This is a genomic window from Enterobacter soli (assembly GCF_964208575.1).
Lineage (GTDB): Bacteria > Pseudomonadota > Gammaproteobacteria > Enterobacterales > Enterobacteriaceae > Enterobacter > Enterobacter soli_A.
This window is the reverse complement of the sequence record NZ_CAXOFU010000008.1, coordinates 33,151-46,374: the sequence shown is the minus strand read 5'-3', so window position 1 is coordinate 46,374 and position 13,224 is coordinate 33,151. Positions and strand designations below refer to the sequence as shown.

Here is a 13,224-nt window from a genome sequence, read left to right as displayed (position 1 = left end):
ACCGGTACGGCATAGGGGGCGCTCAGTCCTTCTGTACCGGTAAGCCATCATTTTTTTTCCTGTGTACCTTAACGCCGGGATCAGTATCAGCGTCATCGCGCGGGAATTTAATACTGCCAGGCAAACCATACTCAGAGTAAAGGCAGAACATCAATAACCTTGAGTTCTCAGCTGGACGGGCTGCTATGTACCAAAAGCAGACCTTAAAAAAAAGGTGATAAAAAACCACCAGAAATTTCTCTCCGATTACAGCACCTCAACCACTTCAAACTCTTCTGCGATCAACTCCATATCTTCAGAAAAATGACCTTCACGGCTGAAAAATCGCTTATGCTCTTTCTGCCAGTATGCAAGGCTTAAATCGCCTTCACCCTCTTTGCGGGCGAATTCCTCATTAACATCGCAAAAACGCACCAGCTGCATCGAAATCAGCCGGATCACGCATACCGGAACATTCTGTCCATCAAGAATAATGTTATAGCTCCCAATCCTCGGAGCAGGCTCTTCCTGTTGGTAAGAGGCAAAAGATCCGCAAGAAGCCGTTTTAATCCCTTTTTTAATCAGCTCCGCAAGCTCGCTTGCCAGCTCTGGACTGTCGCCCATTTGCCAGACTCCTGCGCTTGGATACTTCATTTTTATTTCGTTAACCTTATTCATTAATCGTCCTGCCTGACCGTTGATCGAAAGAAACGTAATAACGGTTTTAGCATGAGTTGCCCCAGCAGTAACAGTAATGCGTTACCTCGGGGAGTATGCTCCGCTCTCTCTTTCCAGACCTAACCGGAGAAACGATGTTATACATTTTTAGCGGCCTGCCCGGCACGGGAAAAAGCACCATTGCAAAATTGCTGTCAAAAAAACTCGGCGCCGTTTATCTGCGGGTCGATACGGTTGAGCAGGCGCTTGCTTCCGCGTCTGAACAGAATCAAGTCATCGGCCCGGAGGGCTATTTTGTCCTCTATGAACTGGCGCGTGAAAATCTTCAGCTCGGCGCCCGCGTGGTCACCGATTCGGTTAATGATATTAAGCTGGTGCGCGATGCCTACCGCGATATAGCGATATCGCTGAACGTCCCATTCATGGAAATTGAAATACTCTGTTCAGATAAACAGCAGCATCGCTACCGCGTGGAGAACAGGCTGTCTGATATTCCCGGGTTAACGCCTCCTGACTGGGAAAAAGTACAAAACCGTCACTATGAAACCTGGGACAGGGAACGTTTGATACTGGATACCGCCGTTTTATCAGCTGCGGAATGTGTCGATAGCATTCTCGCTCAGCCCCTTATCCATGCGCAGAAAACGCCATGAAACGCCACGCGGACAGCCAAAATTAGCGGTTGATAAGGTGTTCAGGATGCCTGAATAATATGCCCGTCTGTTAAATCGTCAGGAAACGGGAGTGCGTGGTGGGATCCTTTAAGGCCGTAAAAATTATCATTATGCTGGCCGCGGCGGGCAGCCTGGCTACCGGCTGTGCGCCGTTACATCCTTCCGGCTGCCATAAGACCACGGCGACGGGAAGCTGCAGCTCTGGCCGCTGGGACGATCGGGACGAGTGGGGCGCGCAGGCCCGTGCAATCAGGGATGCGGTCAATGCCCAAATTGCCGAGCCAGAAAAATGGAAGGGAAAGAAGTGCAGGCTGCATCTTGAATTTAAAGAGGATGGCACGGCGTCTAACATATCGACCAGCAACGGCAATAAAGCCTACTGCGAAGCGCTAGAATCAGCGGCGAAGAATGCTAAATTCCCGGCGTTCACCAATCCAACGGTATATCAGGACTTTCAGAAATCGGGCTTCGATATGCGCGGCTAAACGCAAAGCGTTTATTTCAATGTCTGCATGATAAAAATAACATAGCGCTGGCGGCATAAATGACAGCATATAACGTCGCAGGCGCTTATTTCCGGCAGGCTTGCGAATAAGGGCGGTCTGATGTATCAAATTAAGTGAATAACATCCCCACCCGGTAAGCGGGGCTGAATATATTCCTTAAATAACGGGAGCCGCCATGCTTGAACTTCGCCCCAACTGTGAATGCTGTGATAAAGACCTGCCGCCAGAATCCCTCGAAGCCTGTATCTGTTCATTTGAATGCACCTTTTGCATCGGCTGCGTCACCGGGCGGCTGAAGGGAATATGCCCCAACTGCGGCGGCGAGCTGGTGCGCCGTCCGGTGCGCCCGGAAGCGGCACTGCTGCGCCATCCTGCGTCCACGCAGCGCCGATAGGCTCATTCGATTCTCTGTAATCTGTATTTCCCTGTAATTTCCGCGAAAATTGAATGTCTGAAAATAAATAGAACGCTAATCAATAAACCTTATTTCGCACTCTTAAGGTTTTCCTAAGGTTTTATTTTGCCGTGCTTCAAGGTTAGATTTTTATCATTCCAGATTCACTCTAAAACAGATATTCCACTTTTACGCTAAAGCATGATTGATAGTCATTATCATTAGCGTTTTTATATGCTTTAATCCTCATCCGCTAAGCCATTTGTTGTTATTCACTTTGGTCTGTTAAGGATATTTTCATGAAATCTCGCCTGCTGTCTTGCTTCTCGCTTGCACTATTGTCTTCATCAATTTTCCTTTCAACTCAGTCCGTTGCCGCAGAAAACGGCGACGGGCTGGTGGTTTATAACGCGCAGCATGAAAATCTGGTGAAGTCGTGGGTTGATGGCTTTACGAAAGAAACCGGAATCAAAGTCACCCTGCGCAACGGCGATGACAGCGAGCTGGGTAATCAGCTGGTTCAGGAAGGGGACAAATCCCCTGCAGACGTCTTCCTGACAGAAAACTCTCCGTCGATGGTGCTGGTGGATAACGCCAACCTGTTTGCGCCACTGGATGCGGCAACCTTAAAACAGGTGCCTGCGCAGTATCGTCCTGCGCACGGCCGCTGGATTGGCATTGCGGCGCGCAGCACCGTGTTTGTCTATAACCCGGCGAAACTGAGCGAGCAGCAGCTGCCAAAATCGCTGATGGATCTGGCGAAGCCAGAGTGGAAAGGCCGCTGGGCGGCATCGCCGTCAGGCGCAGATTTCCAGGCGATCGTCAGCGCGATGCTGGCGCTGAAAGGCGAGCAGGCGACGCTTTCATGGCTGAAAGCCATGAAAACTAACTTTGTGGCCTACAAAGGCAACAGCACGGTGATGAAAGCGGTCAACGCCGGGCAGATTGATGGCGGGGTGATTTATCACTACTACCGTTTTGTCGATCAGTCCAAAACCGGTGAAAACAGCAAAAATACCCAGCTTTACTACTTCAAACATCAGGATCCGGGCGCGTTCGTAAGCCTCTCCGGCGGCGGCGTTCTGGCCTCCAGCAAGCACAAAGCGCAGGCGCAGGCGTTCATTAAGTACATCACCGGCAAAGAGGGGCAGGATGCGCTGCGCACCAACAATGCCTTCGAATACGCCGTGGGCGACGGCGCCGCGTCTAACCCGAAGCTGGTGCCGCTGAAGGATCTGGACGCGCCGAAAGTTGAGCCTTCTACCCTCAACAGTAAGAAAGTCATTGAGCTGATGACCCAAGCCGGTCTGCTGTAATCTCTGAGTGAAGTGAAAGCCTTATGTCTGGTCTGAGTCTCGACCTCGGTAAAAACGCGCCGCGCTCGCCTGTCCGCAGGCGTCCGGCGCTGCCGATGGTTGCGTTAGCGGTTCTTTTCTCGTTGATGGCGCTGCTGCCGTTGGGTTTTATCATTGCCATCGGCTTTGAAACGGGCTGGCAGACCATTAAGGCGCTCGTGTTTCGCCCGCGCGTTGCTGAGCTGCTCGGCAACACGCTGTGGCTGACCGCGATCGCCGTCCCGCTCTGCATTATCCTCGGCGTGTCGATTGCCTGGCTCACGGAGCGGACCACGCTTGCCGGGCGTCAGGTGTGGTCTGCGCTCGCCGTGGCTCCGCTGGCGATCCCGGCGTTTGTGCAGAGCTATGCCTGGGTCAGCGTGGTGCCGTCGATGCACGGCCTGCCTGCGGGCGTGTTTCTCTCCGTTTTGGCCTACTATCCCTTTATTTATATGCCCGTCGCCGCGGTTCTGCGCAGGCTCGATCCCACCCTGGAAGACGTTGCCGCCTCGCTCGGCACGCCGCCGTGGCGGGTCTTTTTCCGCGTGGTGCTGCCGCAGCTTAAGCTGGCTATCTGCGGCGGCGCGCTGCTGGTGGCGCTGCATCTGCTGGCGGAATATGGCCTGTACGTGATGATCCGCTTCGACACCTTTACCACCGCCATTTACGATCAGTTCCAGTCAACTTTTAGCGGCCCGGCAGCCAATATGCTGGCAGGTGTGCTGGCGCTGTGTTGTCTGGCAATCCTGCTCCTTGAAGGGGCAACGCGCGGCAAAGCCCGCTATGCGCGCATTGGCGCCGGGGCGGCGCGGGAGCAAAAGCGCTGGCCGCTGAAGCCCGCCGCCGCGCTTTTCGGGCAGACGCTGTTCCTGGCGCTGACGATCCTGGCGCTGGGCGTGCCGCTTATCGTGCTGTGCCGCTGGATCTGGCTCGGCGGCGTGGAAAACTGGATGAGCGCCGAGCTGTGGCTCTCGCTTCGCCAGACCCTGATGCTCGGCGTCGGCGGCGCGCTGCTCACCACCGCGTGCGTGATCCCCATCGCCTGGCTCGGCATCCGCTATCCGCACCGGGTCTTCCGGATGCTGGAAGGGTGCATTTACATCACCAGCTCGCTTCCGGGGATTGTTACCGCCCTGGCGCTGGTGACCGTGACCATCCATTACGCGCGTCCGATTTATCAGACCGAAGTGACGCTGTTCCTCGCCTATCTGCTGATGTTTATGCCCCGCGCGCTCATTAACCTGCGGGCGGGCATCGCCCAGGCGCCGGTGGAGCTTGAAAACGTGGCGCGAAGCCTCGGCAGTTCGCCTGCGAAGGCGCTCTGGAGCGTCACCATGCGCCTCGCCGCGCCCGGTGCGGCGGCGGGGGCGGCGCTGGTGTTTCTCGGCGTCAGCAACGAGCTGACGGCAACCTTGCTGCTCTCTCCGCTCGGCACGCGCACCCTCTCAACCGGCTTTTGGGCGCTCACGAGCGAGATTGATTACGTGGCCGCGGCGCCTTACGCCATGCTGATGATCCTGATCTCGCTGCCGCTGACCGGGATCCTTTACGTGCAGTCTAAAAAAATCGCAGGGCTTTGAGATGCTTGAATTAACGTCGATTTCTAAATCATTTGCCGATACGCGCGTGCTCGATAGTCTGAGCCTTAACGTCGCGCCCGGCAGCCGAACGGCCATCGTAGGGCCGTCGGGTTCAGGCAAGACCACGCTGCTGCGCATACTGGCCGGTTTTGAAACTCCCGACAGCGGGCGCATCGTGATGCAGGGCAAAACGCTGTTTGATGAGGCCAGTTTCGTTCCGGCTCACCGGCGCGGGATCGGTTTTGTGCCGCAGGAGGGGGCGCTGTTCCCGCACCTTAGCGTCGCGGATAACATCGCCTGGGGGCTGGACGGCTCCCGGCAGGAGAAGCGCCAGCGGGTTGCGGCGCTGATGGAGATGGTGTCGCTTGACCAGGCGCTTGCCGGCCACTGGCCGCACGAAATCTCCGGCGGGCAGCAGCAGCGCGTGGCGCTGGCCCGCGCCCTGGCGCAGCGCCCGTCCCTGATGCTGCTGGATGAGCCATTCTCGGCGCTGGACACCGGGCTTCGCGCCACGACGCGCAAGGCCACGGCGGATCTGCTCGCCGAAGCGGGCGTGGCCTCGATTCTGGTCACCCACGATCAAAACGAAGCCTTGTCCTTTGCCACCCAGGTGGCGGTGATGCGCGCGGGGCGATTCACCCAGGTGGGAACGCCGTTTGAGGTGTATACCCGCCCGGTCGACGAAGACACCGCGCTGTTCCTGGGGGAGGCGCTGGTGCTGCCCGCCGAACTCAGGGCGGGGAAGGCGATATGCGCCCTGGGCGAAGTGGCCACGGACAGCGCGCAGGCCAGCGGTCAGGGCCGGGTGATGCTGCGCCCGGAGCAGCTCAGCATCGCGGCGTGCGCGCCGCACGAAAGCGCGATCGCTATCGTCGACGTGGATTTCACCGGGCAGTTATCCACGCTCACGCTCGCCCTTGCCGGGCAGGCCGAGCCGCTTGTGCTCAAAACGGTTAGCCAGCCGGGATGGCGTCCGGGGACGCCGGTGAAAATTGCCGTTGCGGGGACCGCGCGCGTTTTCTGATTATTAATAAACGTTAGTCTTTTTCGGTACATGGCAATTTCCGCGTTTCTCTACCATGCTGATAACACCTCACTTTCAGGAGTGAGGTTTTTCGTAGTTGCTGATTAATCTCAAGGAAAAAGGTTATGAAAAAGACGACTGCTATTTTGTTGGGAACTGCGTTTTTGTTTACCACCAATGCCTTTGCCGCTGAACTGCTGACGAAAAACGATTTCGAGAAAGTGGAGTCTCAGTACACCAAAATCGGTACCGTAAGCACCACCGGCGAAGTCTCGGTGGATGATGCGAAAAAAGAGCTGATTGAAAAAGCGGACAAGCAGGGCGCGGACGTGCTGGTGCTGACGTCTGGCAATACCAACAACAAAATCCACGGTACGGCCAATATCTACAAGAAAAAGTAAGCTTCTTCGCCCCATCCCGCGTTCGGGGTGGGGCGTTCACCGTGCGGCCTTGCTGGCATAGCCGTGCTGGGCAATCACCGTTCGAATAAGTTCCCCTGCCGGAACCGGCCTGCAAAAATAGTATCCCTGCATAAAATCGATCGCTTTCTCCCGCAGGTAGTCCGCCTGCTGCGCGGTTTCTACGCCTTCAGCAATGACCGTCATCTGCATGGTGCGGGCCAGATCGATAAGGCTGTCCACCAGGCGCGTGTCGCCGTTTTCCCTTATCTGGCTGACAAACAGCTTGTCTATCTTGATGAACTCGGGCTCCAGGGCGCAGATGTAGGAAAGGTTCGAATACCCGGTGCCGAAATCGTCCAGCGCGATGGCGATGTTGGATTTGCGCAGCGTGGCAAACCACTCGCTCAGCTCCGGCGTAAAATGCAGGGGGTGCTTCTCGGTTATCTCAACGACCACCTGAACCTGGCTGGCGGCAAGACGGTGCAGCAGCTCGACGGTGTCCGTTTCGAAGCGCGGGTCGAGGCAGTTCCAGGCGCTGAGGTTCAGCGTGATGTACAGCCCCTTCGGGAACAGATGGATGTGGTGCTGCAAATCCGCAATCACCTGCTGGATCAGCTGGTGGGTGAGCGGGGCGATGAGATGATGCTTCTCGGCCATCGGTATAAAGGTGTCCGGGGAAATATCGCCGTACAGCGGGTGTTTCCACCTGGCGAGCACTTCGATCCCGGCGATTTTGCCCGTGTGGCTGTCGATAATCGGCTGATACACCGGCGTTATCTGGCGCTGAGCAATGGCGGAGTAAAGCGAGCTTCCCGGCGCGATGGCAAAAAAGCGGGCCAGCAGGGCGTTAATGCCGGAAAACAGGGCTGGGGCGTGTCGGGTTGAGGTATTCATCGCGAGTAATCTCAGTGCGGCTGCCGGAGGGGGCTGGCAGCCGCGTGGCTGTTATCAGAATTGGACCCAGTCGTTCTGGTCCTGAGCCGCAGGGCGTTTCACCGGTTTCAGCGTGGAGATGCTGCCCCCGCCGACGCGGCGTTTTTCCGTACGGGCTATGCCATCTTTCGAGACGCGGAAGATAGAGACCACTTTCTCCAGCTGTACGGCCTGATCTTCCAGCGAGCTGGCGGCAGCAGAAGACTCCTCGACCAGCGCGGCGTTTTGCTGGGTGGTGGTGTCCATCTCGGCCATCGCCTGGGCAATCTGGGAAATCCCGCGGCTTTGCTCGTCGGTGGCGGCGGCAATTTCGCCCATGATGTCGCGCACCTGGGCAACGGAGTTCTCGATTTTAAACATCGCGTCGCCCGCGCTTTCGACCAGGTTAAACCCGGTATCAACATGCACAACGGACTCGTTGATCAGGTTTTCGATCTCCTTCGCGGACTGGGCGCTGCGCTGGGCGAGGGTACGCACCTCGGCGGCAACCACCGCAAAGCCTTTACCCTGATCCCCGGCGCGCGCGGCCTCTACCGCGGCGTTGAGCGCCAGAATGTTGGTCTGGAACGCGATGCTGTTAATGACGGTGGTGATCTCAGAAATACGGTGCGAGCTGCTGCGCACGTTTTTCATGGTGTCGATCACTTTGCGGGAAATCTGGCTCCCCTGGCTGGCGTTTTGCGAGGCTTCTTCTGCCAGCAGGCGCGCCTGGTTTGCGTTTTCCGCGTTGAGCGCCACGGTAGAGGTCAGCTCCTCCATACTGGCGGCGGTTTCCACCACCGCGGCAGACTGCTGCTCGGTACGCGCCGAGAGATCCATATTCCCGGCGGCGATTTCCGAGGACGAGCGGGCTACGCTTTCGACACCTTCACGCACGTCGTTAATGATGTTTTTCAGGTTATCGTTCATGGTCGACACCGCCTGCATCAGCAGGCCCGGCTCGTCGCGACGGGTGCTGGTCAGCGTGCTGGTCAGGTCGCCTTTGGCAATTTGCTCCGCCACGTTCAGGGTTTCGTTCAGCGGACGCGTAATAGAAAGCGTAATGCCCAGCGCCAGAAGAATGCCCGCAATAATGCCGATGGTAGCGACAACGGTCATCTGCACTTTCACGTTGCCTACGGTTTCGGTGACCTGCGCTTGCTGGGTCAAGAAGAGGTTCTGAATGGACGCGGTAACTTCAACGGCCTGCGCTGCCATGCGGTTTGAAAGCTCAATTTCAGTGCTTGAAACCCGCTGATAGGTATCAATTTCGGCAGTGATGGATTTGATATCGTCAATGCCTTTCTGGATCCAGGATTTCTCGCTTTCTGGCACATTCTGGAGCAACAGCTCAGAGTCAGACAGACCAATAGCTAAACGAGCGCGCAAGTATTTTTCCATTTGATCGTTTGGCTGCGATTTGAACAGACTCATCTGGGAGTCAATGTCGCTCATAATGAACGCCACCTGTGCAGCGATCAGCGCCTGCTGCGGCGCCAGGATCCCGCTTCGGCTGAGCTTGTCCGCAATGACGGAGTTGGCACAGAGCTCTTCCGTGCTAAGCCTGGCGTCACTGTCGTGCATCTGACTCAGGGCGGCCAGGAACGGATCCTGAATCACCACATAGTGATTGATCGCTTCTGCTGTGCGATCCAGCGCGACTTTGTTTTTTTCAAGCCAGGTAAACTGCTCCAGTTTGGCCACCGTATCCTGCATGTGGGTGGTGGCTGTTCTGACCTGATCGAGATATTTTTTATCAAAGGTGTATTGGTAGTTCAGACGCCCGGTACGCATGTCGGTCAATGCGCTGGCCAGATCTTCGACCCTACCGGTTTTATCCACTTTATCTCTGATGTTGGCGAGCCCCAGCATACCCGCTGCGACAATAACGACAGCACACAATATGACGGTGGCAAAACCTAAAAATAGTTTTTTATTGATTTTTAAGTTTGAAAAGAAAGGAATTATATTCATATTTTTGTCCATTCCCGTAATCGTTAATATTCTACGGGGTTTGCTGTATATCATCATTATTGACGTGTTTGGCTAAAAAAATGCCCCTCACACTCACGTGGTAAGGGGCGAACACCTGAGTTGACATCACTCACTCAGGGTATCTGTCTTCTCCTCTTTTTTAACCGAATGAGCCGGGAGTTCACTCATTCTGTAATAAACGGGGATCACATCCGGATAATTAACGATGTAACCACGCCCTCTAATATTTTGGATAAAATTCCCTGGCAGGCCCAACAGGCTCAATTTAGTGTTCAAATTATGAAGAACTTGCCACAGGCGCTGTGTCGAAGGGCTCAGGTCGTGTGACTCCCAAATCTCCTCAAACAGTTCTTCTTTGGTTATCGGCGTTGTTCTGCCGTTTATCAGCATATAAAGAAAAAGCCTTAGCATCGTTTCATTAAAATAGATCGACGCAAATGCAATACTTTTATCAGCGTGGCTTCCCGACAGTCGGTAAAGCCTGCGGTTCGCAATATCGAAATGAATTTCATCACCGATCATAAATCCATACAGACGATAGCCCATCTCTTAATACCTGCATTAATTTTTGACTGAAATGTACCCCGATATATAAGACTGGTGATAATCCATACTCTTTGTATGGGGGATTATATGGCTGCTATACAAGCTTTCCAATCCACAACGCGATGCGCTATATGAAGCCGTTCGTTTAACATTCGTTGATGGTAGGTTTGGCGCATTAAATGAAATCTACAATTTTTTACTCTGCGTTTTTCGTTCGGATTCGGCGTTTGTTCTGATTTTGCGTAATGACCGTAACGCTCAACATGAAATCCCGAATTTATGTTCATCTACAGAATGATATCCAGCGTCTCGCCCCTCTCCGGCGGTGTGCCGTCGGCTTCGCTTTTGATAAACAACACGATAAGGGCAAAACGCGCTGGGGAGGAGTGATGTTATTTGATTTATACTGATTCATAACGCGCCGCAGGACGGGAAGATGACAAAATCTGTGCGTTTTAACTATTTGGTTTATAATGATAAAAATCTGAATCAGAAATTTTAGCCGCCGACGAGCGACATACCGTGAACACGATGTTCCCCTGCCAGCTGCAAATGGTTATGCCATGAAAAACGTTTTTCTGATCAATGACGCGATCCTGTTTGAACCGGAACGTCGCCGCCTGGGGCCGCTCGCTGGCTACCCGGAGCGGGCCGTTACGCTTCACGGCCCGGTCAATGCGTGCCTGCTGCAACTGCTTGAACACAATGAGCAAGTGCTTACTCAGCGCTATCTTTTTTCTACCGTCTGGGAAAAACAGGGCGCGATAGTGACCACTAACGCCCTTTATCAGACCATCGCCTCTATCCGCAAAGCGTTGAAAACCGCCGGTCTGGCGGACGACATCATCAAAACGCTGCCCAAGGAGGGCTTTAAGTGCGTCGCCCGGGTGCGCGTCGGGGAAATCGAAACATTCCTTGCGCCGCAGAAAATCCCGGACGAACCGGTTTTAGACGCCACAAGCTCCGCCATGGCCGAATCGCCAGCAACCGCGAAAAAACGTCCCTTTGCCTATTGGATTGCCGGGCTCTTGTTTATTTTATCCTGCGGGGTGTTTTACCAGACGTGGAAAATCGATGAGCCGGTGTTGGCGTCCTATCATAACGTCGGCCAGATTAATCAGTGCGACGTTTATTCTTCCTGGTTTGACCGGGATAAAAGCCGCCGCGCTTTCGAATTGCTGTCTGAACGATATCCGCTTAGCTGCAATCCGGGAGAGAGGGCATATTTAACGCTCAACCATGCCCAGCACGGCGTTACCGTCATTATTTGTGATAAAAATCCGCAGGACACCCGCGCGCGCTGTCACTCTATTTATTACAGGCAGGAATATCATGAAGAGGAATAAGGGCATCGTGCGCTGGTCGTTTATCGGCGCGGCAATTATTGCGCCGCTGCTGGGCGCCGCCTGGATCCACCATCAGCGTGATAATTTCAGCTGTGAGATCCACTCCGCTATTGTGGATGAAAACAGAATGCTGGATGTGATCCTCGATTTTAGCTTCAACAATGGCAACGGCTTTTACGAGTCGGCGGGGGAGTTAATTGAAAACGGTGGTTCCCCGCAGTCCGTCAGTAATAAGATCGCATTCCGCTACTGGCGCGAAGACGGCTCCGTCATTCTGGTGTCAGATGAAACTAACCCGCTGCCCACCCGGCATGAAACGTTCAGGAAATATATCCCTGACTTTTTCCAGCACCGCGAGCGCGGTCTTCGCCTGCAAATAACCCCCGTTAACGCCTCGAGCTATATTTTCACCTACGGCGGCGCACCGGTTTTCTACTGTTCGAAAAGCTAGCGCGAGGGGAAATCCCGCGCTAACGCTCCGGCTATTTTTTTAATCCTCATCCGTATTTACGCTTGATTACAAAAAAGTAATGAGTATAGTTCTCATTCTCTTTAGTGTTTGCGGAAACGACGGACGCCTCCCGCAGCAACAGTGAGTGCCTGCTCACAAGGAACACTGAGTAATTACGGTGGACTTTGCCCGGGCCTTACCGCCTGACATTACGCAGATCGCACAGCGACATATAACGCAAATTCCCGCCTGACTTTCTTTTGTACGGTAAAGGATGTTCCTGATGACTCAAAAAATGTCTGCGCTGGCATGGCTTGTTGCTGTTTCTCTTTCCGGCTGTGCCGCCCCGCACGCTGCCTCTACGCCCGCGCCCCCGGCGAACGCCACGGTAACGGCACCGGAGAAAACCGGCGTGATTCAACGCGACCTGGCCGACGGGCTGTACGAAATGGTGCTCAGTCCGAAGGGCGACGCGCTGTACGTGGCCAGTTCTGAAGGGTTCAAGGACGTTCAGGGCGGCGTCATTTACAAGCTCGATCCCGCCACGCTGAAAACTATTGGCCGCAGCCATACCGACCTGAAAAACTTCGCCATGGCGATGTCCCCCGACGGGCAAACGGTCTATGTCACCAACTCGCTGGACGGCGGCATCAGCGCCGTGAGCACCGCTGACGGCAAAGTGAAAAATCGCCTGATGTTTACCGAGCGCAACAAAGAGGGCTTCCCGTTCGGCGCGCGAGAAATTCTGCTGCACGACGGGCTGCTGTACGTGGGCGGCGTGGGCGATCCGGCGGTGATTTGGGTGGTTGACGCTAACACGCTGAAGCTGAAAAAAACCATCAAAAACGCGGGCCAGTGGGTGACCGGGCTGCTGTGGTCTGAACAAACCGACAGGCTCTACGCGGCCAACGGCGGCGGCGAGATCCTGGTGATTAACCCACACAGCCACAAAATCGAAAAACGCTGGAAGCCGCTGGGCGACAAGCCTGCGCTGCTGCTGAACATGGCGGAAGATAAGGCCACCGGGCGCCTTTTCGTCACCGATAACTCAAAAGCTAAAACCACGCTGGTGCTGAATATTCAGACCGGCGACGTCATTAAGCAGCTTGCTGTAGGGGATTCCCTGGCGGTGAAATTCAACGCCAAACGCAGCGAGATTTACATCACCCAGCGCGAAAGCGGCAAGCTGCTGAGGCTGGATGCCACCACCTATGCCGTTAAGCAATCCTGGGATCTGCCGCCGAATCCGAACAGCCTGCTGCTGTCGGCGGACGGCCAGACGCTGTACGTCACCGTTAAGCAGGCTTTCAACAAAGACCATTCCACTAACGGGCCGGACAGCGTTGTTCGTATTGCTCTTCAATAAATTCTAAGGCCCGGCAACGGGCCAATTTTGCGCGTACT

General features: G+C 54.9%; 14 protein-coding genes and 1 pseudogene. 11 read left to right on the top strand and 4 right to left on the bottom strand.

Translation table 11 applies throughout. From position 1 onward, the window contains the following. Positions 1-67: 67 nt before the first annotated feature. Positions 68-157 (top strand): annotated as a pseudogene (locus AB6V08_RS10290) (helix-turn-helix domain-containing protein); the annotation flags it as partial. An 89-nt stretch (positions 158-246) separates the two neighbouring features. Here AB6V08_RS10290 and AB6V08_RS10285 read toward each other — a convergent pair. Next, complete coding sequence (locus tag AB6V08_RS10285; RefSeq protein ID WP_368542573.1) at positions 247-657, bottom strand: ASCH domain-containing protein; 411 nt, start codon at positions 655-657, stop codon at positions 247-249. Between the two features lie 134 nt (positions 658-791). On the opposite strand from AB6V08_RS10285, the gene AB6V08_RS10280 reads away from it, so the two are divergent. From AB6V08_RS10280 to yahO, 7 genes are all read left to right on the top strand, one after another. Next, on the top strand, positions 792-1,310 hold the full coding sequence (locus tag AB6V08_RS10280; RefSeq protein ID WP_368542572.1) for an AAA family ATPase: 519 nt from the start codon (positions 792-794) through the stop codon (positions 1,308-1,310). Positions 1,311-1,441: 131 nt separating this feature from the next. Beyond that, on the top strand, positions 1,442-1,816 hold the full coding sequence (locus tag AB6V08_RS10275; RefSeq protein ID WP_368542691.1) for a cell envelope integrity TolA C-terminal domain-containing protein: 375 nt from the start codon (positions 1,442-1,444) through the stop codon (positions 1,814-1,816). A 196-nt stretch (positions 1,817-2,012) separates the two neighbouring features. Beyond that, entirely contained in the window at positions 2,013-2,231 is a 219-nt protein-coding gene (locus AB6V08_RS10270) for a DUF1272 domain-containing protein (RefSeq protein WP_368542571.1), read from the top strand. Between the two features lie 299 nt (positions 2,232-2,530). Then, positions 2,531-3,547, top strand: coding sequence for an iron ABC transporter substrate-binding protein (locus tag AB6V08_RS10265; RefSeq protein WP_368542570.1), 1,017 nt, complete (start codon positions 2,531-2,533; stop codon positions 3,545-3,547). A 23-nt stretch (positions 3,548-3,570) separates the two neighbouring features. Further along, entirely contained in the window at positions 3,571-5,145 is a 1,575-nt protein-coding gene (locus tag AB6V08_RS10260) for an ABC transporter permease (protein WP_368542569.1), read from the top strand. Between the two features lies 1 nt (position 5,146). Next, complete coding sequence (locus tag AB6V08_RS10255; protein WP_368542568.1) at positions 5,147-6,169, top strand: ABC transporter ATP-binding protein; 1,023 nt, start codon at positions 5,147-5,149, stop codon at positions 6,167-6,169. A 125-nt stretch (positions 6,170-6,294) separates the two neighbouring features. Beyond that, a complete protein-coding gene (gene yahO, locus AB6V08_RS10250) occupies positions 6,295-6,570 on the top strand; it encodes a DUF1471 family periplasmic protein YahO (protein WP_368542567.1) in 276 nt (91 codons plus the stop codon). Positions 6,571-6,606: 36 nt separating this feature from the next. On the opposite strand, the gene AB6V08_RS10245 is transcribed toward yahO, so the two are convergent. The 3 genes from AB6V08_RS10245 to AB6V08_RS10235 all read right to left on the bottom strand — a co-directional run bounded on the left by AB6V08_RS10245 (position 6,607) and on the right by AB6V08_RS10235 (position 10,023). Further along, positions 6,607-7,464 carry an EAL domain-containing protein gene (locus AB6V08_RS10245; RefSeq protein WP_368542566.1) on the bottom strand — a complete coding sequence of 286 codons (858 nt, stop codon included), beginning with the start codon at positions 7,462-7,464 and terminating at the stop codon, positions 6,607-6,609. A 54-nt stretch (positions 7,465-7,518) separates the two neighbouring features. Next, the gene (locus tag AB6V08_RS10240) at positions 7,519-9,354 is read right to left on the bottom strand and encodes a methyl-accepting chemotaxis protein (RefSeq protein ID WP_368542565.1); all 1,836 of its coding nucleotides are present in this window, start codon (positions 9,352-9,354) and stop codon (positions 7,519-7,521) included. Positions 9,355-9,582: 228 nt separating this feature from the next. Then, positions 9,583-10,023 carry a transcriptional regulator gene (locus AB6V08_RS10235; protein WP_368542564.1) on the bottom strand — a complete coding sequence of 147 codons (441 nt, stop codon included), beginning with the start codon at positions 10,021-10,023 and terminating at the stop codon, positions 9,583-9,585. A 563-nt stretch (positions 10,024-10,586) separates the two neighbouring features. Here AB6V08_RS10235 and AB6V08_RS10230 point away from each other — a divergent pair. The 3 genes from AB6V08_RS10230 to AB6V08_RS10220 all read left to right on the top strand — a co-directional run bounded on the left by AB6V08_RS10230 (position 10,587) and on the right by AB6V08_RS10220 (position 13,186). Then, positions 10,587-11,369, top strand: coding sequence for a transcriptional regulator (locus AB6V08_RS10230; protein ID WP_368542563.1), 783 nt, complete (start codon positions 10,587-10,589; stop codon positions 11,367-11,369). Continuing rightward, a complete protein-coding gene (locus AB6V08_RS10225) occupies positions 11,356-11,820 on the top strand; it encodes a hypothetical protein (protein ID WP_368542562.1) in 465 nt (154 codons plus the stop codon). The genes AB6V08_RS10230 and AB6V08_RS10225 overlap by 14 nt, the downstream gene beginning before the upstream one ends. Before the next feature lie 283 nt (positions 11,821-12,103). Then, a complete protein-coding gene (locus AB6V08_RS10220; protein ID WP_368542561.1) occupies positions 12,104-13,186 on the top strand; it encodes a YncE family protein in 1,083 nt (360 codons plus the stop codon). The last annotated feature ends 38 nt before the right edge of the window (positions 13,187-13,224 follow it).